General features: G+C 74.0%; 17 protein-coding genes and 1 pseudogene. 4 read left to right on the forward strand and 14 right to left on the reverse strand.

Going from position 1 to position 22,854, the window contains the following annotated elements:
• Positions 1–342: 342 nt before the first annotated feature.
• Together ABT300_RS04120 and ABT300_RS04125 are read right to left on the reverse strand one after the other, a co-directional pair.
• Positions 343–1,761 (reverse strand): NAD(P)/FAD-dependent oxidoreductase, encoded by a 1,419-nt coding sequence (locus ABT300_RS04120; RefSeq protein ID WP_351671810.1) that lies wholly within the window; start codon positions 1,759–1,761, stop codon positions 343–345.
• 161 nt (positions 1,762–1,922) lie between these two features.
• Positions 1,923–2,816, reverse strand: coding sequence for a TIGR01777 family oxidoreductase (locus tag ABT300_RS04125; protein WP_351671813.1), 894 nt, complete (start codon positions 2,814–2,816; stop codon positions 1,923–1,925).
• A 258-nt stretch (positions 2,817–3,074) separates the two neighbouring features.
• On the opposite strand from ABT300_RS04125, the gene ABT300_RS04130 reads away from it, so the two are divergent.
• Positions 3,075–3,572: a GNAT family N-acetyltransferase gene (locus ABT300_RS04130; RefSeq protein ID WP_351671816.1), complete on the forward strand. Its 498-nt coding sequence runs from the start codon at positions 3,075–3,077 to the stop codon at positions 3,570–3,572.
• 81 nt (positions 3,573–3,653) lie between these two features.
• Here ABT300_RS04130 and ABT300_RS04135 read toward each other — a convergent pair whose 3' ends face one another.
• A complete protein-coding gene (locus ABT300_RS04135; protein ID WP_351671819.1) occupies positions 3,654–4,838 on the reverse strand; it encodes a MarP family serine protease in 1,185 nt (394 codons plus the stop codon).
• 220 nt (positions 4,839–5,058) lie between these two features.
• On the opposite strand from ABT300_RS04135, the gene ABT300_RS04140 reads away from it, so the two are divergent.
• Together ABT300_RS04140 and ABT300_RS04145 are read left to right on the forward strand one after the other, a co-directional pair.
• A complete protein-coding gene (locus ABT300_RS04140) occupies positions 5,059–5,910 on the forward strand; it encodes a peptidoglycan recognition protein family protein (protein WP_502977876.1) in 852 nt (283 codons plus the stop codon).
• Between the two features lie 75 nt (positions 5,911–5,985).
• On the forward strand, positions 5,986–6,261 hold the full coding sequence (locus ABT300_RS04145; RefSeq protein ID WP_351671822.1) for a hypothetical protein: 276 nt from the start codon (positions 5,986–5,988) through the stop codon (positions 6,259–6,261).
• Positions 6,262–6,298: 37 nt separating this feature from the next.
• Here ABT300_RS04145 and ABT300_RS04150 read toward each other — a convergent pair whose 3' ends face one another.
• The 8 genes from ABT300_RS04150 to ABT300_RS04185 form a co-directional block, all read right to left on the reverse strand.
• The gene (locus ABT300_RS04150; RefSeq protein WP_351672029.1) at positions 6,299–6,820 is read right to left on the reverse strand and encodes a DUF4240 domain-containing protein; all 522 of its coding nucleotides are present in this window, start codon (positions 6,818–6,820) and stop codon (positions 6,299–6,301) included.
• 79 nt (positions 6,821–6,899) lie between these two features.
• Positions 6,900–7,883 (reverse strand): helix-turn-helix transcriptional regulator, encoded by a 984-nt coding sequence (locus tag ABT300_RS04155; RefSeq protein WP_351671825.1) that lies wholly within the window; start codon positions 7,881–7,883, stop codon positions 6,900–6,902.
• 77 nt (positions 7,884–7,960) lie between these two features.
• Entirely contained in the window at positions 7,961–10,666 is a 2,706-nt protein-coding gene (aceE, locus tag ABT300_RS04160; RefSeq protein WP_351671828.1) for a pyruvate dehydrogenase (acetyl-transferring), homodimeric type, read from the reverse strand.
• A gap of 328 nt (positions 10,667–10,994) precedes the next feature.
• Entirely contained in the window at positions 10,995–11,618 is a 624-nt protein-coding gene (locus tag ABT300_RS04165; RefSeq protein ID WP_351671831.1) for a GntR family transcriptional regulator, read from the reverse strand.
• A 254-nt stretch (positions 11,619–11,872) separates the two neighbouring features.
• Positions 11,873–13,642, reverse strand: a complete 1,770-nt coding sequence (gene sucB / locus ABT300_RS04170) for a 2-oxoglutarate dehydrogenase, E2 component, dihydrolipoamide succinyltransferase (RefSeq protein ID WP_351671834.1) — start codon at positions 13,640–13,642, stop codon at positions 11,873–11,875.
• Positions 13,643–13,708: 66 nt separating this feature from the next.
• Entirely contained in the window at positions 13,709–15,097 is a 1,389-nt protein-coding gene (gene lpdA, locus ABT300_RS04175; protein ID WP_020130028.1) for a dihydrolipoyl dehydrogenase, read from the reverse strand.
• 270 nt (positions 15,098–15,367) lie between these two features.
• Complete coding sequence (locus ABT300_RS04180; protein ID WP_351671837.1) at positions 15,368–16,903, reverse strand: leucyl aminopeptidase; 1,536 nt, start codon at positions 16,901–16,903, stop codon at positions 15,368–15,370.
• A 311-nt stretch (positions 16,904–17,214) separates the two neighbouring features.
• Positions 17,215–18,012: an adenosylcobinamide-GDP ribazoletransferase gene (locus ABT300_RS04185; RefSeq protein WP_351671840.1), complete on the reverse strand. Its 798-nt coding sequence runs from the start codon at positions 18,010–18,012 to the stop codon at positions 17,215–17,217.
• Positions 18,013–18,155: 143 nt separating this feature from the next.
• Between ABT300_RS04185 and ABT300_RS04190 the strand changes: the two genes are divergently transcribed.
• Positions 18,156–18,923, forward strand: coding sequence for a hypothetical protein (locus tag ABT300_RS04190; protein ID WP_351671843.1), 768 nt, complete (start codon positions 18,156–18,158; stop codon positions 18,921–18,923).
• Between the two features lie 215 nt (positions 18,924–19,138).
• On the opposite strand, the pseudogene ABT300_RS04195 reads toward ABT300_RS04190, so the two are convergent.
• The 3 genes and pseudogenes from ABT300_RS04195 to cobT form a co-directional block, all read right to left on the reverse strand.
• A pseudogene (locus tag ABT300_RS04195) lies at positions 19,139–19,855 on the reverse strand (hypothetical protein); the annotation flags it as partial.
• Positions 19,852–21,579 (reverse strand): phosphatidylglycerol lysyltransferase domain-containing protein, encoded by a 1,728-nt coding sequence (locus ABT300_RS04200; protein WP_351671846.1) that lies wholly within the window; start codon positions 21,577–21,579, stop codon positions 19,852–19,854. The pseudogene ABT300_RS04195 and the gene ABT300_RS04200, both read right to left, overlap by 4 nt.
• A gap of 60 nt (positions 21,580–21,639) precedes the next feature.
• Entirely contained in the window at positions 21,640–22,845 is a 1,206-nt protein-coding gene (cobT, locus tag ABT300_RS04205; protein ID WP_351671849.1) for a nicotinate-nucleotide--dimethylbenzimidazole phosphoribosyltransferase, read from the reverse strand.
• Positions 22,846–22,854: the final 9 nt, after the last annotated feature.

The following is a 22,854-nucleotide window of genomic DNA, read 5'->3' on the forward strand; positions in this document are numbered from 1 at the left end:
CGTTTCGGGCCTGGACGGCCCTCGTCCTCAAACGCCGGACGGGCTGGAGTGCCTGGCCGGGGGTGGGGTGCCTGGCCGAGGCGGGGTGGGCGGAGTGGTCTGGGCCGTGTGCCCGGGGGCTCCGCCCCCCCGGCCCCCGTTTCGGGCCTGGACGGCCCTCGTCCTCAAACGCCGGACGGGCTGGAATGCCGGGCCGGGGGTGGAATGCCTGGCCGGGGGTGGAGTGCCTGGCCGGGGCTGGAGTGCCTGGCCGGGGGTGGGTGGGTGGAGGTGTCTGGGGTGAGCGTGCGAGGGGTCCGTCCCCTGTCTTCGGGGGGCGGACCCGCCGGGGTTTCGGGGTGTTCAGGCTGCTGCCCGTTGCTCGGGGGCTGTGGGGTGTGGGTCGGCCTGGGGCAGGGAACCGGCGGCGCGCAGATCGGAGACGATCGCGGACGCCGCCCGGTGCGCAGAGTGCAGCGCCCCCTGCACCGTGCTGGTGTCCCGGTGGTCGCCGCACACGTACAGGCCCGCCAGGAGCCGCACCGGGCGCCGCAGATCGTGCGGCGCCCGCATCGCGGGCACGGCCTCGGCGGTGTGATGCACGGCCAGCGTCTCCCAGCGCGCGGTGGAGACGCCGTACAGCCGGGCCAGATGCATGCGCACGGCGGTCTCGACGCCCGGCGGGGGCGTGCCGAGGACGGTGGACGAGATCAGCGTGCGGCCCGCGGGCGCGCGGCTCGGGTCGACCCGGCTGACCACCGCCGTGTGCGCGACCGGTCCGCCGCGGTCGGCGTCCAGGAGCAGTGCGGCGCCGGTGCCGGGCGGCTCGTCCGTCGTGTGGTGGACGATCGTCACCGGGTGGAAGTCGGGCACCCGCAACCCGGGCAGCAGCTGTGCCGCGCTGCGCGCGTCGGTGGCGACCAGGACCGCACGGCAGCGGAGTTCGCCGTGCGCCGCGGTGGTCACCGAGGTCGTGGAGACGGAGGTGACCCGCACCCCGGTGCGCACGGAGCCCGGCGGCAGGGTCCGCGCGAGCAGATCGGGCAGCGCCTCGGCCCCGCCCTCCGGCAGCGCCAGCCGGCCGGCCGCGAAGGCGCGCAGCGCGAGGTCCGCGCACCGGCTGGACGTGGTGAGGTCCGGGTCGCACAGCAGCGCGGCGAGCAGCGGGCGTACGAAGCCGTCCACCGTGCGGGCGGGCAGCCCGCGGGCGGCGAGGGCCTGGGCGGCGGGCAGTTCGGGGCGGCGCAGCAGCCGCTCGGCGGGGGTGGCCGCGAGCCGGGTGAGCGCGGCGCCGAGCCGCGCCTGGTCCACGGCGGTGCCCAGCGGCGCGCCCGCCCGGACCCTGGGCGAGGCCGGCGGCCGTCCTCCCGACGGCAGGGAGCCGCCGGCGCGCGGCCGGGGCAGCGCACCCGGCCGCGGAGCGCTCGCCAGAGCGCGTACCGCGTGGAGTGCGCCCCTCGCGCTCCCCGCGCCCGCCTGTGCGCCCGCGCGGTGGTGGCGTCCGTCGCTGTGCAGCAGGACCCCCGGCGCGAACGGACGCAGGACGAGCGCGTCGAGCCCCGGTGTCAGGGCCAGTTCGGGATACGCCGTGGACAGCAGCTGCCCGATGCGGTCGAGCCGGAACCCGTCGACCTTCTCCGTCGCCATGCGGCCGCCCACGCAGGGGGCGGCCTCCAGGACGACGGTTCTTACTCCTGCGCTGGTCAGCCAGTGCGCGGCGGAGAGTCCGGAGACTCCGGCTCCCACCACGACGACGTCTGCCTGGTACGCGGGCTCAAGCACGTGCCCCTCCTCGAGGTTGCGCGGCCGGTGGAGACGTCATGCCCCCAACGGGCGTCCGGGATACCCGAGTTCGGGTCGAGGGTAGGGCCGTGATCGGTCAAGGACAGTCGCGCATGGACAGGGCACGGTCGCACGCCGGTCGCATACGGTCGCGTGGCGGATCAGGCGGCTCGGAGGGCGTCCTCGATCCCGGGGAACGCGAAGGCGAACCCGGACTCCAGCAGCCGCTTCGGCACCACGCGCGCGCTGCCCAGCACGTCCCCGGCCATCTCGCCGAGCACGGTCCGCAGCACGGGCGCCGGCACCGCGAAGAGCGTCGGCCGGTGCAGCACCCGCCCCATCGCCGCGGTGATCTCACGGTTCGTCAGCGGCTCGGGCGCGGTGAGGTTGAACGGGCCCGACAGGTCGTCGCGGCCCAGGAGGTGCCGGATCGCCGCCACCTCGTCGTGCAGCGCGATGTAGGACCAGTACTGGCGTCCGTCGCCCATCCGCCCCCCGAGCCCGGCCGCGAAGAGCGGGAACAGCCTGCCCCAGGCGCCGCCGCCGCGCGCCACGACCAGCCCGGTGCGGGTGAACGCCGTGCGCACGCCCGCCTCCTGGGCGGGGCTCGCGGCCGCCTCCCACTCCACGCACAGCTCCGGCAGGAAGCCGCTGCCGGCCGGCGCGCCCTCGTCCACGGTCCGGTCGCCCGTCTCGCCGTAGAAGCCCATCGCGCTGCCGTTGACGAACACCCGCGGCGGTCGGTCCAGCGAGGCGACGGCCCGCGCCAGCGCCGCCGTGCCGTGCACCCGGCTGTCGTGGATGCGCTTCTTGTAGGCCTCGCTCCAGCGCCGGTCGCCGACCCCCGCGCCCGCGAGGTTGACCACGGCGTCGCATCCGGCGAGCCCGGCCGTGTCCACCTGCCCCTTCTCGGGGTCCCAGCGCAGCTCCAGCGGCCCCCGGGGCGCACGGCGCACCAGCCGGACCACCTCGTGTCCGTCCGCGGTCAGGGACCGCACCAGTGCGCTGCCGATCAGTCCGGACGCCCCGGCCACCGCGATTCGCGTACGTTCCATACGGTCATCCTGCCCCCCGGCCCGGGAAAACCCCGGCCGGGTCGCCGTGCGGAGCGGAGTGGGGCCTGTCGTTTGGATCAGGCCGCAGGGCACGAACGGGACTGTTCGGGGCCGGTGAGCGGGGTGTGGTGCGTGCGGCTGCAAGGCGGAGGAGGGCGTCGACGCGGAGCATCGGCAACCGCCGACGACGCGGCAGATGCGCGTGCCGCACCCGGTGTCTGCGGCGTGATCCAAACGACAGGCCCTAGGGTGGCGGCCATGTCCGCGCCGTCCGCACCCCTCATACGCGCCGCGTCGCCCGCCGACGACGCGGCGCTCGGTCTCGTCGACCGGCTGACCTGGTCCCCGCTGCACGCCGTCATGCCCGAGCCGCAGCCGCCGTACGACTCGTTCTTCGACGTGCGGCATCCGCCCGAGGACTTCCTCGTCGCCGAACTGGACGGCCGTGTCGTGGGATACGTGCGTCTCGTCCCGCCCACCCCGCTCGCCGCCAACGCGCACGTCCGGCAGATCCAGGGCCTCGCCGTGCTCGACGAGGCACGCGGCCAGGGCGTCGGACGGGCGCTGGTCCGCGCCGCCGTCGAGGAGACCCGCCGGCAGGGCGCGCGCCGCATCACCCTGCGCGTCCTCGGCCACAACGCACCGGCCCGCAGGCTCTACGAGGCCGAGGGGTTCACGGTGGAAGGGGTCCTCCCCGAGGAGTTCCTCCTGGACGGCGCATACGTGGACGACGTCCTCATGGGCCGGCGGGTGTAGTCCCGCCGGGGCCTGTGGGTGCAGCCGCGCGCGGGGCGGGCCAGGGTGGGCGCGCCGCCGGGCGGGGGAGCGGGCCGCCGCTCAGGAAGGGGCCAGGTCGCCCGTGTCCACGGGCCGGGTGGCGGTCGCCGCGCGTTTCGCGTCGCCGGCGACCTCGTCCGCCGTCAGCACGTAGCCCGTCTCGTCGTCGGAGGTGGAGCGGGCGAAGACCACGCCGTAGACCCGGCCGGTCGTGGTCAGCAGCGGGCCGCCGGAGTTGCCGGGGCGCACGGTGGAGCGGATCGAGTAGATCTCCCGGGTGACGATCTCGTCGTTGTAGATGTTGCGGCCGGTCGCCTTGACCCGGCCCGCGACCGTGGCCGCCTGCAGGTTCAGGTCGCCGTCCTGCGGATAGCCGGCCACCACCGCCGGATTCCCGCGCGCGGCCTCGTCGTCGAAGACCAGCACCGGCGCCTTCAGGTACGGCACGTACAGCACCGCCACGTCCCGGTCCGGGTCGAAGAGCACCACGCGCGCGTCGTACGACGGCCCGACGCCCCCGACCCGCACGGTCGGGCTGTCGATGCCCGCCACCACGTGCGCGTTGGTCATCACGTGCTCGTTCGCGTACACGAAGCCGCTGCCCTCGCGGCCCTGGTCGCCCGCGACGCCCTCGATCTTCACCGTGCTGCGTTTGGCCGCCTCGGTGGCGCTCGCCGTGACGCTGTCCCCGGTGGGCTTGGCGACCTCGGCCGTCGACTCGTTCTCGAAGGGGTTGAAGACCTGCGGGAAGCCCGCCTGGGTCAGCGCCGACGTGGCCCGCGCGAACCAGGTGGGCGTGGTGTCCGGCATGACGTCCTGCACGGCCCCCAGCAGCCGTGAGTCCCGTATCGACGACGTGACCAACGGCGACGAGGACGCGCCCAGCACGCTCGCCGCCACCCACGCCACGATCAGCACCGCGACCACGTTGGCCGCCGCGCCGCCGATCCCGTCCGCCACCCGCAGCGGCCCGCGGTCCAGCTCCCGGCGCAGCCGTAACGCCAGCCGCCCTGCCAGTTCGTGCCCCACCGCCGCCGGGAGGAGCACCGTCAGCACGGCCGTCACGGTGGCCGCGGTGGTCCCCGGGGTCACCGGATCCATCAGCCAGGGCAGGACCCACACGCCGATCACCGCACCGCCCACGAAGCCGGCCAGCGACACACAGCCGGCCACCAGCCCCCGCCGGTAACCGGAGCCGGCGTAGGCCAGGATCACCAGCACCAGCAGAATGTCGAGCAGGTCCACCGGCCCCCCTTTTTTCTCTTGGATCCCCCAGGTCGTGTCCTAGTACGCGCGGGAGGGGCCCAGTGATCAGCCGTTCGTCCGTCGTCGCCGTCACACGCGCGGGCGGCCCCGCCGGCCGCACATGCGTGTACCCCGGAAAACGTCCCGGACCGGGACGATGGTTCCACCGGGTGGCACACTCCACATCGCGGACGGAGCGGATTGGTCGGACAGTGGGGTCATGTGTGCCCTCCGACCGGCGTCGCACGGTCCGCGGGGAACGCGCCGGCCGCGCCGTACGCGCATACCGGGCCCGCTCCTCGTGCTCCTGGGCTGTCTGCCCGGGCTCGCCGCCGTCGCCGCCCTGGGGGCGTGCGCGGGCGACGTCGGCGACGCCGCCTCCGCCGACCGGACCCCGCGGCACGCCGCCGCCCGGCCCGCCGCCGGGCACCGGGCGGCCCGGCCGCCCGTCGTGCCGCGCACCGCCTGGCTGGACGCCCTCGCCCGGCACGCACAGCCGCCGCCGCGCTACGACGACAAGGCCGTCGCCGTCTTCGTCCACCACACCGACTCGCCCAACGGCTACGACTGCGCCGACGCGCCGCGCATCATCCGCTCCCTGTACACCGGCCAGACCGACGCCCGGGGCTGGGACGACATCGGATACAACTTCCTCGTCGACCGCTGCGGCACGATCTACGAGGGCCGGGCGGGCGGCGTCGACCGCGCCGTCACCGGGGCGCACACCCAGGGCTTCAACCACCGCACGGTGGGCATCGCGGCGCTCGGCACGTTCACATCCGGCGTCCCGGTGCCGCAGGCCATGGTCGACGCGATCGCCGCCCTCGCCGCCTGGAAACTGGGCCTGTCCGGCGTCGACCCGCGGGCGCACGTACGGCTCACCTCCAGCAACAGCCACAGCCGGTACGCGGCCGGGACCACCGCCACCCTGCCCGCCCTGGCGGGCCACCGGGACGGCTTCATGACGAGCTGTCCCGGCGCCGCCCTCGCCGCGCGCCTCCCGGAGATCCGCGAGAAGGCCGCCCGCCTCCAGGGCAGGACGGCCGCGCACGCTCTCACAGGAACGCCTTAGGCGCCGTTCACGGTCCTCCCATTCCACCGCTCTACGGTCGTGCCCGACACGAAGAACCGACCGGAGGTGGGGATCATGAGCAGCAGCCGTGCCGGGGCCGCGCAGACCGCGCAGAGTACGCAGCAGGGCGTCCGGACCAGGGCCCCCTGGGGCAGGTCCTCCCGGACCAGGGCCGTCCGCGACTCCTGGACGGTGCTGTGCGCCGTCGCAGCGGTCGTCCTGGGTCCGGCGGCGGCCACCGCCTCCGCTCTGGAGCAGGCCAACAAGGCGCCGTTGCACCACGCGGTGCGGGTCGACCAGGCGCAGGCCTACCTCCCCGCCGACGGCACCCGCCGCAGGCCGGCGGCGTGAGGGCGGCCTCCGGGACGCCGGGGCCGCACGCCGGGGCTCATTCCTTGAAGCGCTGCCACAGCCGGGGATAGCGCTCGGCCAGCGCCCCCTCGTTCTCGAAGTCGACGGGCGTCCCCTCCGGTTCGGCGGCGGCCGGCGGAATGCCCAGATCCGGGGCGACCATCCCGGTGAGCTGCTCGTAGGCCTCGTCGGCCGCGTAGCCGAGTTCCTCGCCGTCGCCGTCGATCTCCTCGTCGAAGTCGTCCAGCAGGTCGGCGAGCGAGTCCGGGTCGCCGTGCAGGGCGCCCTCGAAGACCTCGCGGCCCTGACCGATCAGCCAGCACCGGAAGAAGTCGAAGGCGTCGTCGCTCGCCCCGTCCATCAGCAGCCAGGCGGCGCCCCACAGGTCCCAGCGGTAGGCGCGGTTGTAGCGCGACTCGAAGTGCCGGGCGAAGTCGAGCACGGCCTCCGGGTCCAGCCGGGTCAGCCGCTCCACGAGCTGGTCGGCCTGCTCCTCGGGATCGCCCTCGGCGGCCTCGCGGGAGGCGTCCACCAGCTCCCAGAACTCCGTCTCGTCCATCACGCGTCCAGCATCGTGCCTGGAGATGCGGGACGCACCCCGGAGTGCGCGGGATTCCCGGCGGGGTTCGGGCGCCGCGTCAGCTCTCCCGGGTCCCGTATCGCGCCGCCAGCCGCAGCGCGTCCGCGGCGAACCACTCCCGCAGCGCCGCCGGGGCGAGCACTTCCGCCTCCGGTCCCAGCGCCGTGAGCTGGGTGTGCGCCACCTCCAGCGACTCGACCCGCAGGGTGACCGTCGCCCAGCCCCGCCCGTCCGGCTCCCCGGCGCCGGCCAGCGCGTCCCGGGCCGCCACCGGGTCGACGGCGTACGGCAGCCGGCTCATCCCGGCCTCCGACAGCCGCACGACGACCTCGGCCCGCAGCAGCGACCGCGCGAACTGCTCGGCCTGCGCGTCCCAGAAGCCCGGCAGATCGAAGTCCTCATCTCTGAGGAAACGATCCTGCAGAGGCTCCACGGCCATGAACCGGTCGATGCGGTACGTCCGGAACACGGCGTCCTCCCGCACCCGGGCGCACAGGTACCAGACCCCCGCCTTCAGCACGAGCCCGTACGGCTCCAGCTCCCGCTCGACCTCGCCCTCCCCGCGCCGGTAACGCGCCCGCACGCACAGGTCGTCCCACACCGCCTCCGCGACCACCGGAAGCAGCGCCGGCGCCTCGGGCTCCCGGAACCAGGCCGGCGCGTCCAGATGGAACCGCTGCGCCGCCGTGCGCGGGGCGTCCCGCAGCGACGGCAGCAACGCCGCCGACACCTTCAGCCGGGCGGCCGACGCCACGTCCTCCAGCCCCATGTCCCGCAGCGCCCCCGGCACCCCGCTCAGGAACAGCGCCTCGGCCTCACCGCGCGCCAGCCCCGTCAGCCGCGTCCGGTACCCGCCGACCAGCCGGTAGCCCCCGGCGCGCCCCCGCTCCGCGTACACCGGCACGCCCGCCTCGGAGAGCGCCTGGGCGTCCCGGGTGACGGTCCGCTCCGACACCTCCAGCTCCCGCGCCAGCTCGGACGCGGTCATGGTCGGCCGGGACTGCAGAAGGAGCACCATCTTGATCAGGCGGGCAGCACGCATGGGGACATGATGCCGGGACCCGCCGACCGCGAAGGGGGGCACGGCCGCAGCCGCACCCCCCTTCGTCGAACCGTGACCTACAGGCCGTAGCGCTCGCGCGCCTCCTTCACCGAGGCCGCCTTGACCTCGCCGCGCCGGGCGAGCTGCGCCAGGGCCGCGACGACGATCGACTCGGCGTCCACGCCGAAGTGCCGGCGGGCCGCCTCACGGGTGTCGGAGAGGCCGAAGCCGTCCGCGCCCAGCGAGGACCAGTCCTGCTCGACCCACTGCGCGATCTGGTCCGGGACCTGACGCATGTAGTCGGAGACCGCGAGGACCGGGCCCTCGGCGCCCTGCAGCGCCCGGCGGACGTACGGCAGACGCTCCTCGCCGCGCAGCAGGGCCGCGTCGGCGTCCAGGGCGTCGCGGCGCAGCTCGGTCCAGGAGGTCGCGGACCACACGTCGGCGGCCACGCCCCACTCCTCGGCGAGCAGCTTCTGCGCCTTCAGGGCCCAGTGGATCGCGGTGCCCGAGGCCAGCAGCTGGATGCGCGGCGCGTTGGCCGCCGCGACCTGCACGCCCGCCGACTCCGCCGTGTTGAAGCGGTACAGGCCCTTGAGGATGCCCTCGTCGACGCCGGGCGAGGACGGCTTGGCCGGCTGCGGCATCGGCTCGTTGTAAACGGTGAGGTAGTAGAAGACGTCCCTGTCCTCACCGGGGGCGGCCTCGCCGTACATCCTGCGCAGACCGTCCTTGACGATCGCCGCGATCTCGTAGGCGAAGGCCGGGTCGTAGCTGAGGGCGGCCGGGTTGGTCGCGGCGATGACCGGGGAGTGGCCGTCGGCGTGCTGCAGGCCCTCGCCCGTCAGCGTCGTGCGGCCCGCGGTGGCGCCGACCAGGAAGCCGCGGCCGAGCTGGTCGCCGAGCTGCCACATCTGGTCGGCCGTGCGCTGCCAGCCGAACATCGAGTAGAAGATGTAGAACGGGATCATCGCCTCGCCGTGCGTGGAGTACGCGGTGGAAGCGGCGATGAAGTCGGCCATCGAACCGGCCTCGGTGATCCCCTCGTTGAGGATCTGGCCGTTCTCGGCCTCCTTGTAGTACATCAGCTGGTCGCGGTCGACCGGCTCGTACGTCTGGCCCTTGGGGGAGTAGATCCCGAGCGACGGGAACAGGCTCTCCATGCCGAAGGTGCGCGCCTCGTCGGGGACGATCGGCACCCAGCGCTTGCCCGTCTCCTTGTCGCGGACCAGGTCCTTGACGAGGCGGACGAAGGCCATCGTGGTCGCCACGTTCTGCGAGCCGGAGCCCTTGTCGAACGAGGCGAACGCCTTGTCGGCGGGGGCCGGCAGCGGAGCGAGGGCGTGGCTGCGGCGGGCCGGGGCCGGGCCGCCGAGGGCCGCGCGGCGCTCCTGGAGGTAGCGGACCTCGGGGGAGTCGGCGCCCGGGTGCCCGTAGGGGACGACCCCGTCGACGAACTGCGCGTCGGAGATCGGCAGCTCCAGCAGGTCGCGCATCGCCTTGAACTCGTCCACCGAGAGCTTCTTCATCTGGTGGTTGGCGTTCTTCGAGGCGAAGCCCTCGCCGAGCGTGTGCCCCTTGACCGTCTGGGCCAGGATGACCGTCGGCGCGCCCTTGAACCCGACGGCGGCCTTGTACGCGGCGTACACCTTGCGCGCCTCGTGACCGCCGCGCGAGAGGTGGAAGCACTCGAGGATCTTGTCGTCGCTCAGCAGCTTCGCCATCTCGGCGAGCGCCGGGTCCTTGCCGAAGAAGTCCTCGCGGATGTAGGCGGCGCCGCGCGTCTGGTACGTCTGCACCTGGGCGTCCGGCACCTCGCGCAGCCGGCGGACCAGCGCGCCGGTGGTGTCCAGCTGGAACAGCTCGTCCCAGGCGGAGCCCCACAGCGACTTGATCACGTTCCAGCCGGCGCCGCGGAACTGGGCCTCCAGCTCCTGCACGATCTTGAAGTTGGCGCGGACCGGACCGTCGAGGCGCTGCAGGTTGCAGTTGATGACGAAGGTCAGGTTGTCGAGGCCCTCGCGGGAGGCGAGTGCGAGCGCCGCCGTCGACTCGGGCTCGTCCATCTCGCCGTCGCCGAGGAACGCCCACACGTGGGACGCCGAGACGTCCTTGATGCCGCGGTTGGTGAGGTAGCGGTTGAAGCGCGCCTGGTAGATGGCGGAGAGCGGGCCGAGGCCCATCGACACCGTCGGGAACTCCCACAGCCAGGGCAGCCGGCGGGGGTGCGGGTACGACGGGAGGCCCTCGCCGCCCGACTCCTGGCGGAAGTTGTCGAGGTGGCGCTCGGTCAGCCGGCCGTCGAGGAAGGCGCGGGCGTAGATGCCGGGGGAGGCGTGGCCCTGGATGTAGAGCTGGTCGCCCGAGCCGTCGGCCTCCTTGCCCTGGAAGAAGTGGTTGAAGCCGGTCTCGTACAGCCAGGCGGCGGAGGCGAAGGTGGCGATGTGGCCGCCGACGCCGTGCTTGCTGCCGCGGGTCACCATCGCGGCCGCGTTCCAGCGGTTCCACGCGGTGATCCTGCGCTCCATCTCCGGGTCGCCGGGCGCGGAGGGCTCGGCGGCGGTGGGGATGGTGTTGACGTAGTCCGTCTCGAGCAGCTTGGGCAGCGCGATGCCGTTGCCCTCGGCGCGCTCCAGCGTGCGGCGCATCAGGTACGCGGCACGGTGCGGCCCGGCCGCCTGGGCGACCGCGTCCAGCGAGGCCTGCCATTCGGCGGTCTCCTCCGGGTCCCGGTCGGGGAGCTGGTCGAGCGCGCTGGGCTGGATGGCCTGGGGGTCGGTCATGTCGCCGCCTTCCTCAGTCGAAGGGGGTTCCCTCATCGGCAAGGGTTCGGGGGTGCCCTTAAGTCTTTGGCAGGACAGGGCGTGGAGCCCGGGTGCGGTGTCGTTGTGCGGCTCCGCGCGAGGCCCGTCGGCGACAATAACCCGCTGATCGATGATCGATCAAAGGGTTCCGGGGGAAAACCTCTTGATCACGAGAAAGTAGGCACCCGGTGCCTTTCGGGCAGGCACCGCGTGCCGCACATTTCGGCCGTTTTCGCAGGTCGGAGCCCACGTATGAGCGTGGGCACGCTCCCCTGGACACACCGGGCGGCCGCCCCCGCGCCCAGCTCTACGGGCGGGGAGCGCACCCGAGGACGTGCGCCTTGACCAGCTCCGCGATCCGGGGGTCGCGCCGCTTGAACGCGGCCACCAGCTCCTCGTGCTCCTCCGCGTACGACTGCTGCACGGTCCCCAGCCAGCGGATGGACAGCGCCGTGAACACCTCGATGCCGAGGCCCTCCCACGTGTGCAGCAGCACCGAATTCCCGGCCGCCCGCACCAGCTCCCGGTGGAAGCCCACGGTGTGCCGCACCTGCCCGGTGCCGTCGCAGGCGCGGTCGGCCTCGTAGAGCGCGGCGACGTGCGGTTCGAGCGCCGAGCAGTCCTCGGCCAGCCTCTGGGCGGCCAGCTCCGCGGCGATCGCCTCCAGGCCCGCCCGGACCGGATAGCTCTCCTCCAGGTCGGCCGCCGTCAGATTGCGCACCCGCACGCCCTTGTTCGGCGCGGACTCGATCAGCCGCAGCGACTCCAGCTCGCGCAGCGCCTCCCGCACCGGCGTCTGGCTGACCTCCAGCTCGGTGGCGATCCGACGCTCCACGATCCGCTCGCCCGGCTGCCAGCGCCCGCTGACGATCCCTTCCACGATGTGCTCGCGGATCTGTTCGCGCAGCGAGTGGACGACGGGCGCGGTCATGGAAGCTCCTTCGAGCAGGGGCCGCCCATCGGCCCCGGGGCGTTGACGTTTAGACAATACGGCCGGGGGCCCGGAGAGGAGAGGCGCGCGGGGACGCTTTTACGCAGGTGAGACGAGACTTACACGAGCATGACGGGGGCCCCGCCCGCGGGTCGGCCCCGAACGGACCCAGAGGTCGACAACCGCGCGCTCATCGACGAGCGCCCCCGCCCGGAGAACCGGACGGGGGCGCCTGCGTCGCTGGACCTACGGGATCAGAGGCCGAGCTCGACCTCGAACTCGCCGGCCTCGAGGATCGCCTTGACCGCGGTCAGGTAACGGGCCGCGTCGGCGCCGTCGACCAGACGGTGGTCGTAGGACAGGGTCAGGTACGTCATGTCGCGGACGCCGATGACCGTGCCCTCCTCCGTCTCGATGACGGCCGGACGCTTGACCGTGGCGCCGATGCCGAGGATCGCGACCTGGTTCGGCGGCACGATGATCGTGTCGAACAGCGCGCCGCGCGAGCCGGTGTTGCTGATGGTGAAGGTCGCGCCGGACAGCTCGTCCGGGGTGATCTTGTTCGCGCGGACCTTGCCGGCCAGGTCGGCCGTGGCCTTGGCGATGCCGGCGATGTTCAGGTCGCCCGCGTGCTTGATGACCGGGGTCATCAGGCCCTTCTCCGAGTCCACCGCGATGCCGATGCTCTCGGTGTCGAAGTAGGTGATCGTGCCCTCTTCGACGTTGATCCGGGCGTTGACGGCCGGGTGGGCCTTCAGCGCCTGGGCCGCCGCCTTCACGAAGAACGGCATCGGGGAGAGCTTGACGCCCTCGCGGGCCGCGAAGGAGTCCTTCGCCTGCGCGCGGAGCTTCATCAGCCGGGTGATGTCGACCTCGACGACCGAGGACAGCTGCGCCTGCTCGTGCAGCGCCTTGACCATGTTGTCGCCGATGACCTTGCGGATGCGGGGCATCTTCACGGTCTGGCCGCGCAGCGGGGAGGCCTCGAGCTTCGGGGCCTTCTTCGCGGCGGACGCGGCCGGAGCGGCTGCGGCCGGAGCCGGAGCGGCGGCAGCCTTCGCGGCCTCGGCGGCGGCGACGACGTCCTGCTTGCGGATGCGACCGCCGACGCCGGTGCCCTTGACGGACCCCAGGTCGACGCCGTGCTCCGCGGCGAGCTTGCGCACCAGCGGGGTCACGTAGGCGCCCTCGTCCGCGGGCTGCGCCGGAGCGGCGGCCGGAGCCGTGGCGGCCGGGGCCGCAGCGGCCGGCGCGGGCGCCGGAGCAGCCGGAGCCGGAGCGGCGACCGGAGCGGGCGCGGGAGCCGGGGCTGCAGCGGCCGGAGCCGGGGCGGCGGGGGCGGCCGGGGCGGGCGCCGGAGCGGGCGCGGCCGGAGCCGGAGCAGCGGCCGGAGCCGCGCCCGGGGCGCCGATGACGGCGAGCTTGGCGCCGACCTCGGCGGTCTCGTCCTCGGCGACGGTGATCTCGAGCAGCACACCGGAGGTGGGCGCCGGGATCTCCGTGTCGACCTTGTCGGTGGAGACCTCGAGCAGCGGCTCGTCGGCCTCGACCGAGTCGCCGACCGACTTCAGCCAGCGGGTGACGGTGCCCTCGGTGACGGACTCGCCGAGCGCGGGCAGGACGACGTCCGTGCCCTCGGCGGAGCCGCCGCCGGAGGCGGCCTCGGCGGTGGGAGCCGGGGCGGGAGCCGCCTGCTCGGTGGAGGGCTGGGCGGCCGGGGCCGGCTCGGGGGCCGGCGGAGCGACCTCCTCGGCGGCCGGGGCGGGGGCAGCGGCGGGCGCGCCGGTGCCGTCGTCGATGACGGCCAGTTCGGCGCCGACCTCGACGGTCTCGTCCTCGGCGACCTTGATGGAGGCCAGGACGCCGGCTGCGGGGGAGGGGATCTCGGTGTCGACCTTGTCGGTCGACACCTCGAGCAGGGGCTCGTCGGCCTCTACGCGCTCACCCTCGGCCTTCAGCCAGCGGGTGACAGTGCCCTCGGTGACGCTCTCGCCGAGCGCCGGAAGGGTTACGGAAACCGCCATGGTTTCGGTTGCTCCTTAACGATTGCGGAAGTCTGGGTCGTCGCTTCGACGTGGTACGACCGAGGGTCAGTCGTGCGAGTGCAGCGGCTTGCCCGCCAGGGCCAGGTGGGCCTCGCCGAGCGCCTCGTTCTGCGTCGGGTGGGCGTGGATGAGCTGCGCGACCTCGGCGGGCAGCGCCTCCCAGTTGTAGATCAGCTGGGCTTCGCCGACCTGCTCGCCCATGCGGTCGCCGACCATGTGGACGCCGACCACGGCGCCGTCCTTCACCTGGACGAGCTTGATCTCGCCCGCGGTGTTGAGGATCTTGCTCTTGCCGTTGCCCGCGAGGTTGTACTTCAGAGCGACGACCTTGTCCGCGCCGTAGATCTCCTTGGCCTTGGCCTCGGTGATGCCCACGGAGGCGACCTCGGGGTGGCAGTACGTCACCCGGGGGACGCCGTCGTAGTCGATCGGGACGACCTTCTGGCCGGCCAGACGCTCCGCGACCAGCATGCCCTCGGCGAAGCCGACGTGCGCGAGCTGGAGCGTCGGGACCAGGTCGCCGACCGCGGAGATGGTCGGGACGTTGGTGCGCATGTACTCGTCGACCAGGACGTAGCCGCGGTCCGTCGCGACGCCCTGCTCCTCGTAGCCGAGACCGGCGGAGACGGGCCCGCGGCCCACCGCGACCAGCAGGACCTCGGCCTCGAACTCCTTGCCGTCGGCCAGGGTGACCTTGACGCCGTCGGCGGTGTACTCGGCCTTCGAGAAGAAGGTGCCCAGGTTGAACTTGATGCCGCGCTTGCGGAAGGCGCGCTCGAGCAGCTTGGAGGAGTTCTCGTCCTCGACCGGGACGAGGTGCTTGAGGCCCTCGATCACCGTCACGTCGGAGCCGAAGGACTTCCACGCCGAGGCGAACTCGACGCCGATGACGCCGCCGCCCAGGATGATCGCGGACTTGGGCACGCGGTCCAGGACGAGGGCGTGGTCGGAGGAGATGATCCGGTTGCCGTCGATCTCCAGGCCCGGCAGCGACTTGGGCACCGAGCCGGTCGCGAGCAGCACGTGGCGGCCCTGGACGCGCTGTCCGCCGACGTCGACGGAGGTCGGGGAGGACAGACGGCCCTCACCCTCGATGTACGTCACCTTGCGGGAGGCGATGAGTCCCTGCAGGCCCTTGTACAGCCCCGAGATGACGCCGTCCTTGTACTTGTGGACGGCGGGGACGTCGATGCCCTCGAAGGTGGCCTTGACGCCGAACTGCTCGCTCTCGCGGGCCTGGTCGGCGATCTCGCCCGCGTGCAGCAGGGCCTTGGTGGGGATGCACCCCCGGTGCAGGCAGGTACCGCCGACCTTGTCCTTCTCGATCAGGGCGACGTCCAGGCCCAGCTGCGCCCCGCGCAGGGCCGCGGCGTAACCACCGCTGCCACCGCCGAGGATCACTAGGTCGAAAACGGTGCTGGCGTCGTTCGCCACGTCACGTCCTCCATGCATGTGCGCCACGCCGGTCTCCAGTGACCGGTCGGCGGCTGGTGTCCGGCCGCTCTGTCTCGGCCCTGTGGTGGGGGCCCTGTCCTGCCGAGCCCCATCCTCGCACTTGTCGGACCCCGACGAGACACGGGGCCGGGGTGTGAGACGTCCCACGTTCAGCTGAGCGCCCGAAAGGGGCGCGGGGAACTGCGCGACCAGCCCCCACGCCCCTGCGGTCGTCATGCGACGGAAACGGACCGGGTCGTCAGGCGAACGTCATCCGAGATCGCCCGCGGCGGTCAGCTCGGCCAGCCGCACCAGCGTCCGCACCGCGGTGCCGGTGCCGCCCTTCGGCGTGTAGCCGAACGGGCCGCCCTCGTTGAACGCCGGTCCGGCGATGTCCAGGTGCGCCCAGGCGATCCCCTCGCCCACGAACTCGCGCAGGAAGAGACCGGCCACCAGTCCGCCGCCCATCCGCTCACCCATGTTCGCGATGTCCGCGACGGTGGAGTCCATGCCCTTGCGCAGGTGCTCCGGCAGCGGCATCGGCCACGCCGGCTCGCCGACCTCCTCGGCCGCCTCGTGCACCGTGGAGCGGAACGCGTCGTCGTTCGCCATGATCCCGAAGGTGCGGCTGCCGAGCGCCAGCATCATCGCGCCGGTCAGGGTCGCCACGTCGACGATCGCGTCCGGCTTCTCCGCGGAGGCCGCCCACAGCGCGTCCGCGAGGACCAGCCGGCCCTCGGCGTCGGTGTTGAGGACCTCGACGGTCTTGCCGCTGTACATGCGCAGCACGTCGCCCGGGCGGGTGGCGGAGCCGGACGGCATGTTCTCGGCGAGCGCGAGCCATCCGGTGACGTTCACCTCGAGGCCGAGCCGCGCGGCGGCGACGACCGCGGCGAAGACCGCCGCGGCCCCGCTCATGTCGCACTTCATCGTCTCGTTGTGCCCGGCCGGCTTGAGCGAGATGCCGCCCGAGTCGTAGGTGATGCCCTTGCCGACGAACGCGAGGTGCTTGGTCGCCTTGCCGGACGTGTACGACAGCTTGACCAGGCGCGGAGCCGCCGCCGAGCCGGCGCCGACGCCGAGGATGCCGCCGTAGCCGCCCTTGGCGAGCGCCTTCTCGTCGAGGACCTGCACCTTGATGCCGTGTTCCTTCGCCGCGGCCTGCGCGATGCCGGCGAACGCCTGCGGGTCGAGGTCGTTCGGCGGCATGTTGATCAGGTCGCGCGCCCGGTTGAGCTCCTCGCCGACGGCGGCGGCGCGCAGCAGCGCGGCCTTGTGGGCGGCGTCGCGCGGCTTCCCGCCGAGCAGGGCGGCCTCGGCGAGCGGCGCCTTGGCGTTCTTGGCCTTGGCGTCGCCGTTCGCGCGCGCGGTCTGCTTGTACGCGTCGAAGGAGTAGGCGCCGAGCACCACGCCCTCGCCGATCGCGCCGATGTCGCCGGCGTCGGTCACCGGCAGCGCGAACGCGGCCTTCTTGGAGCCGACGAGGATGCGGGCGGCGGCGCCGGCCGCGCGGCGCAGCGCCTCGGCCTCGTAGCCGGCGTCCTTCTCGGGCTCGGAGCCGAGCCCCACCGCGAGCACGAGCGGCGTCTTGAAGCCGGCCGGGGCGGGCAGCTTCGTCACCTCGCCCTCGGCGCCGGAAGCCCCGAGGGTCTCCAGAACGCCGGCGAGCCGGCCGTCGAACGCCGTGTCGACGGCTTCGGCGCCTGGGGCAACGATCGGGCCCTTTGCGCCCTTGGCGACACCGATCACGATCGCGTCGGCCCGGAGGCCGGGCGCCGCGGCGGTGCTGAGAGTGAGAGCAGTCACGGTGGTGAAATCTCGCTTCCGATGTGGAGTTGCTGTGGCCGGAGTACGGGTCGACCGGCCCGACAGCCGACCCCGGATGAGGGTCGTCGGGTGCGGTCGTGTCCGGGGTTGCGTCCCACCGGCGCGGCGAACCGGCGTGGCGAATCCCGGGACGAGCGTACGCGTGCCTGTGCGTTCGCTCATGCACGCGAGTCTTCGCCCCTGTCGGTGGCGTCGTCTCCGCCGGACGATCCTCGCACTACCGTGACCGGCGCACACCCCTCGGGTTCCCCGCCGGCCACGGCCGCCCTCCGCACGACGCCGAACGCGCCCTACCCGCCCAGGGCCAGCACCGTCAGCGCGGTCGTCGCCGCCGTCTCCGCCAGCCCGCCGAACACGTCCCCGGTGACCCCGCCGAAGCGGCGCGTGCAGTGACGCAGCAGCAGTTCGGCGGCGACGAGCGCCAGGACGACCGCGGCGGCCGCGCGCACCCCGCCGGCCACGCCGGACAGCCCGCCGCCGAGGCCCGCGACGACGACGCAGACGGCCGCCACGGACGCCGCGCCCGCGACCGGGACCACCCCGGCGACCGCCGCGCCCAGCCCCTCCGGTCGGGCCGCCGGGACGCCGGCGCGGGCGGCAAGGGTGAGCGCCAGGCGTGCGGCGAGCGCCGAGACGACGGCGGCGACCGCGCCCCGCGCCCAGGAGTCGCCGTACGCCTGTGCCAGCGCCGCCGTCTGGGCCAGCAGCACCAGGACGAGCGCGAGCACGCCGAACGGGCCGATGTCCGACTGCTTCATGATCCGCAGCGCGTCCTCGGCGGGCTTGCCGCTGCCCAGACCGTCCGCGGTGTCGGCCAGCCCGTCCAGGTGCAGTCCTCGGGTGAGCACGGCGGGCACGGCCGCCGACGCGACGGCGGCGAGCAGCGGGCTCGCGCCCAGCCGCAGCAGCAGCAGCCCGAGCCCCGCCGCACAGCCGCCGACGACCAGCCCGACCAGGGGCGCGCTGAGCATCCCGGCGCGGGCGGCCGGGCGGTCCCAGCGGGTCACCCGCACCGGCAGCACGGTGAGGGTGCCGAAGGCGAAGCGCAAACCGTCGAGGGGTGCGGCGGGGGGCACGGCAGTGGACATCGCCGCAGACTATGGCCTGCCCGTCCGGCGGCTCATGCCGGGGACGGGGACCACCGCGGCGCGGGTCCCGGAGGGCGGGCCCCGGATAGCCCGGACGCGCCGCCCGCGAGGCAGCGCGCCCCGCTCCCCGTGAGACTGGAGGCATGGGCGACTGGCTGCAGCGCAACATCGTCGAACCGGGCAAGCTTCCGCTGCTCCTCGCCCTGATCGCGTTCGTGGCCACCTTCCTGATCACCCGGGTCATCACCCGCCTCATCCGGGCCGGCAAGGGCCCGTTCGGGAACATCAGCTCCGCCGGCGGGGTCCACATCCACCACGTGGTCCCGGGCGTCGTGCTGACCGTCGCGGGCGGATTCGGCTCCGTGGCGAGCGGCCGGCACGGCTTCGGGGCGGGAGCCTTCGCGGTCGTCTTCGGCATCGGCACGGGCCTGGTCCTCGACGAGTTCGCGCTGATCCTGCACCTGGACGACGTGTACTGGACGGAGGCGGGCCGCAAGAGCGTGGAGGCCGTGGTCCTCACGGCGGCGCTGGGCGGACTGCTGCTCGTGGGCTTCGCGCCGTTCGGCGTCGACGGGATGAGCGAGGAGGAGCTCCAGGACCGGGGAAGCGTCCTCGCGACCGTCGGCGTCAACATCCTGTTCTCGCTGGCCGTGCTGACGAAGGGCAAGGTCAAGACCGCCGTCTTCAGCGTGTTCGTCCCGTTCGTGGGGCTGATCGGCTTGGTCCGGGTCGCCCGGCCCGCTTCGCCGTGGGCCCGCCGGTTCTACCGGCGGCGGCCGCGGGCCCGCGCGAAGGCGATGCTGCGCGCCTACCGTCACGACCGGCGCTGGGTCGGGCCCCGACGGCTGGTGGGGGACTGGCTCGGCGGGAAGACGGACGCGGAGCTGGCTCAGTCCGGCGAACGGAAGTGAGAGGGCTGGTCCGCCGCACGCGTACGATGCCGCCGGTCCGAGGTGTGCGCACGTCGGGGCCCGTACGAGCGGCCGCCGCGCCCGCCGTCCGGCGGCGGGTCGGGCGACGGCGGGTCGGGCGACGGCGGGTCGGGCGACGGCGGGTCCGGAGACTGCGGGTCCGGTGACGACCGGGGGGCGGGGGCCGGTTCGGGATCCGGGCCGGCTTGCCGGGGCCCCCGGTGCGGCCCCCGGCCGCGCCCCCGGCGGAGCCGTCCGCCGCGCGGGCGTCGCGCCGTCCCGTCGGCCCGGTCCCGCCGGCGCAGGAACACGTACAGGACCGCGGTGGCCGCGATCGCCGCGAGGTGCTCCCTGCCGGCCAGGTTGTTCTTCAGCAGCACCTCCACCGCCATCGCGACGATCACCGCGGCCGCCGTCGCGTACGCGCGAAAGCGCCAGCCCAGGAACACCGCGAGGCCCACCACCGCCGCCGAGGGGCCGGTGTCCACCACCAGCGCGTCGGACGCGGGCAGGCCGAACGGGCCGCCGGGGCCGAGAGCCAGCCCCACGCGCGCGTACAGCGTGCCGGCGAGTGTGGCGGTGTAGGCGACGAGCAGGGTGCGAGGCCGGCCGAGACAGAGCTCCGCGACCCCGAACACCAGCAGTATCTGCGCCAGCGCGCCCCAGACCGGCAGGTCGAGAGCGGGCACGAACAGCGACAGCGGTGTGCGCGTCAGGGCGAGCCACAGCGGGTCCTCGGCCCGCACGGCGCCGAGGTCCTGCACGGGCCGGTAGCCCCAGGACTGGTTCTGCACGATCTGCGTCAGGGACGTCAGACACACCGCCGCCAGCGTCATCGGGACCGCCCGCCACCGCCGCCGGGCCAGCGGGCCGCGCACGGCCCGGTACAGCGGCCCCCACTCGGCGCGGGCCCAGCGGGCGACCCGCTTCACCGCCGCGTCTCCAGGCGTCCGCGCCGTGGGCGCCCCGGCAGCGCGGGCAGCCCGGGCGCTTCCAGGAACCCCTCGGCGCGCACCGACGCCAGGGCGATGCGCGGCAGGTCCGCGCTCTTCTCGAACAGCAGGAAGCGCGGCTCCCAGACCGGCCGGTACTTGGCGTTGGCGCGGTAGAGGGACTCGATCTGCCACCAGCGGGAGAAGAAGCACAGCAGCGACCGCCACAGCCGCAGCACCGGCCCGGCGCCCAGCCGGTCGCCCCGTTCGAAGACCGAGCGGAACACCGCGAAGTTCAGCGAGACCTGGACGATCCCCGTCTCCCGGGCCCGCCGCAGCAGTTCGACGACCATGAACTCGGTCAGCCCGTTGTCGCCGTGCCGGTCGCGCCGCATCAGGTCGAGGGACAGCCCGCGCGGCCCCCACGGCACGAACGAGAGCAGGGCGCGCAGTTCACCGTCGGCGTCGGTGCACTCCAGCATCACGCAGCGCCCGTCCCGCGGGTCCCCGAGCCGCCCGAGCGCCATGCTGAACCCGCGCTCGGCGGCCCCGTCGCGCCAGTCGTCGGCCCGTCGCAGCAGGTACGCCATCTCGTCGGCCGGGATGTCCTCGTGACGTCGTACGCGCACGGTGTACCCGGCCCGGCGGACCCGGTTGCACGCCTGCCGGACCGTCCGCATGGCGCGTCCTTCGAGGGTGAACTCGGCGACCTCGACGACCGCCTCGTCCCCGAGCTCCAGCGCGTCCAGCCCGTGCCGGGCGTACACCGTCCCGGCCTCCTCGCTCGCGCCCGTCACCGCCGGGATCCATCCGTGCGCCCGCGCCTCGGCCAGCCACGGCTCGATCGCCCCCGGCCAGGCCTCCGGGTCGCCGAGCGGATCCCCCGAGGCCAGCGACACCCCGCCGACGACGCGGTAGGCGACGGCGGCCTTCCCGGTCGGCGACCAGCACACGCTCTTCTCCCGGCGCAGCGCGAAGTAGCCGAGCGAGTCCCGCTCGCCGTGCCGGTCGAGCAGCTCCCGCAGCCGCTTCTCGTCGTCCTCGGTGAGCGGGTCGACGGCCCGCCGGGAGCGGAAGGCGGCGTACAGGACGGCCAGCAGAAGCGCCGTGCTCAGCACGTTGACGGCGACGTCGACCCAGGTGGGCGGTGCGATCCCGGGGGCGCCGCGGCCGTCCGCCGCGACGGAGACCAGCCGCAGGGCGCCGTAGCGCCAGCGCTCGAGGAACGTGGAGGGCGTGGACGCCCGGTCGGTGACCGTCACCAGCAGCGCGGCCAGCAGCGAGGCGCCGAGCAGCCCGCCCGCGCCGACGGCCGCGGCGAGCCGCGGGTTGGACCGGTCGCCCTTGGCGTAGAACGCGCGCCGCCCGGCCAGCAACGCGGCGACGAACGCGGCGGTCAGCGCGAGCGAGACCCAGTTCTGGGGATGGCGCCGGATCTCCGGGAACGCCATGGCCAGGGCGAACAGCCCGAGGAAGGCTCCGCTCAGGACCAGGTTCAGGATCCACGCGGCCCGTTTGCGCCGCCCCATGGTGACGGCGAGGAACGCGGTGAACAGCCCGGACGCGAAGCCGGCCGTCAGCAGGTACGGGGTGAAGAAGTCCGCCTGGTTGTGCCGCCGCACGTCCTGCCCCAGGGTGACCCACACCGCGCTGAGGAAGTTGACGGACGCGACGGCGCGCAGGTACCAGACGGCGAAGGCGGCGGCGCCCCGGGTGTTGCCCATGAGCGGTGATCATATGGGTGCACTTGTGGAAAACCGCTCCTTTGGTGACGCCTGTCCCCTTTAGGGGCCTTCGACCCCCTCCTGCGTCTTCCCCTGGCTCTCCTCCCGAGCCGTGTCCCGAGCCTCTTCCCGGCCGTCCTCCCGGCTGTCTTCCCTCGTCTCCTCGGGCTTCGCCTCCTCGGGGCTCGCCTCGAGGTTCGTCTCCCCGGGCTTGGCCTGCTCCGGCTTCTCCGGGAGCTCGGCGGCCAGGGCCGCGGCGGCCCGGACCAACGGCAGGGCGAGCAGCGCGCCGGCGCCCTCGCCGACCCTCACGCCCTGGTCCAGCAGCGGTTCCAGGGCCATCCGGTCGAGCGCCTTGGCCTGTCCCGGTTCACCGCTGGCGTGGCCGGCCAGCCACCAGTCCGGCGCCCGGAACGCGACCCGCTGCCCGACGAGCGCACAGGCGGCCGCCACCACGCCGTCCAGCACTACCGGCAACTTCCGCACGGCGCACTGGAGCAGAAAGCCCGTCATGGCGGCGAGGTCGGCCCCGCCCACCGTCGCCAACAGCTGCAGCTGGTCGCCCAGCACCGGCCGTGCCCGCCGGAGCGCGTCGCGGACGGCGGCGCACTTGCGCATCCACGCCAGGTCGTCGATCGCCTCGCCGCCCCGCCCGGTCACCACGGACGCGTCGGTCCCGCACAGCGCCGCCACCAGCACGCCCGCGGCCGTCGTCCCGCCGACGCTGACGTCGCCCAGCACGACCAGGTCCGTCCCCGAGTCGGCCTCCTCGTCGGCGACGGCCACGCCCGCCGAGAAGGCCGCCTCGGCCTCCTCCGCCGTCAACGCGTCCTCGACGTCGATACGACCGCTGCCGCGCCGCACCCGGTGCCGTACGACGTCCTGCGGGAAGTCGCCCGGATCGCAGTCCAACGCCATGTCCACGACCCGCACGGGGACGTCGAGGCGACGGGCGAGCACGGAGACCGGCCGGCCGCCCTCCAGGATCGCCCGCACCGACTCCGCGGCGCTGCCCGCCGGTCGGGCGGAGACGCCGAGCTCGGCCACCCCGTGGTCGGCCGCGAACAGCACCACCCGCGGCCGCAGGATCGGCCGCACGGGCGACGAGCCCTGCGCCGCCGCCAGCCACTCACCCAGGTCGTCCAGACGCCCCAGCGATCCGGGCGGCACGATCTGGCGTTCCCGGCGGGCCTCCGCGTCGCGGCGCACACCGCCGTCGGGACGCTCGATCAGATCGGTGAAGTCGTCGAGATTAAGCGAGCTCATTCGCCGAAC

The organism is Streptomyces sp. NPDC001027 (assembly GCF_040299045.1).
Classification (GTDB): domain Bacteria; phylum Actinomycetota; class Actinomycetes; order Streptomycetales; family Streptomycetaceae; genus Streptomyces.

What these genes read in the sequence shown, in the direction of transcription:
- ABT300_RS04125 (WP_351671813.1), bottom strand. Translation starts at nt 2,816, where the DNA reads ATGGAACGTACGCGAATCGCGGTGGCCGGGGCGTCCGGACTGATCGGC.
- ABT300_RS04130 (WP_351671816.1), top strand. Translation starts at nt 3,075, where the DNA reads ATGTCCGCGCCGTCCGCACCCCTCATACGCGCCGCGTCGCCCGCCGAC.
- ABT300_RS04140 (WP_502977876.1), top strand. Translation starts at nt 5,059, where the DNA reads ATGTGTGCCCTCCGACCGGCGTCGCACGGTCCGCGGGGAACGCGCCGG.
- ABT300_RS04145 (WP_351671822.1), top strand. Translation starts at nt 5,986, where the DNA reads ATGAGCAGCAGCCGTGCCGGGGCCGCGCAGACCGCGCAGAGTACGCAG.
- ABT300_RS04150 (WP_351672029.1), bottom strand. Translation starts at nt 6,820, where the DNA reads ATGGACGAGACGGAGTTCTGGGAGCTGGTGGACGCCTCCCGCGAGGCC.
- ABT300_RS04155 (WP_351671825.1), bottom strand. Translation starts at nt 7,883, where the DNA reads ATGCGTGCTGCCCGCCTGATCAAGATGGTGCTCCTTCTGCAGTCCCGG.
- aceE (WP_351671828.1), bottom strand. Translation starts at nt 10,666, where the DNA reads ATGACCGACCCCCAGGCCATCCAGCCCAGCGCGCTCGACCAGCTCCCC.
- ABT300_RS04165 (WP_351671831.1), bottom strand. Translation starts at nt 11,618, where the DNA reads ATGACCGCGCCCGTCGTCCACTCGCTGCGCGAACAGATCCGCGAGCAC.
- sucB (WP_351671834.1), bottom strand. Translation starts at nt 13,642, where the DNA reads ATGGCGGTTTCCGTAACCCTTCCGGCGCTCGGCGAGAGCGTCACCGAG.
- ABT300_RS04185 (WP_351671840.1), bottom strand. Translation starts at nt 18,012, where the DNA reads ATGTCCACTGCCGTGCCCCCCGCCGCACCCCTCGACGGTTTGCGCTTC.
- ABT300_RS04190 (WP_351671843.1), top strand. Translation starts at nt 18,156, where the DNA reads ATGGGCGACTGGCTGCAGCGCAACATCGTCGAACCGGGCAAGCTTCCG.
- ABT300_RS04200 (WP_351671846.1), bottom strand. Translation starts at nt 21,579, where the DNA reads ATGGGCAACACCCGGGGCGCCGCCGCCTTCGCCGTCTGGTACCTGCGC.
- cobT (WP_351671849.1), bottom strand. Translation starts at nt 22,845, where the DNA reads ATGAGCTCGCTTAATCTCGACGACTTCACCGATCTGATCGAGCGTCCC.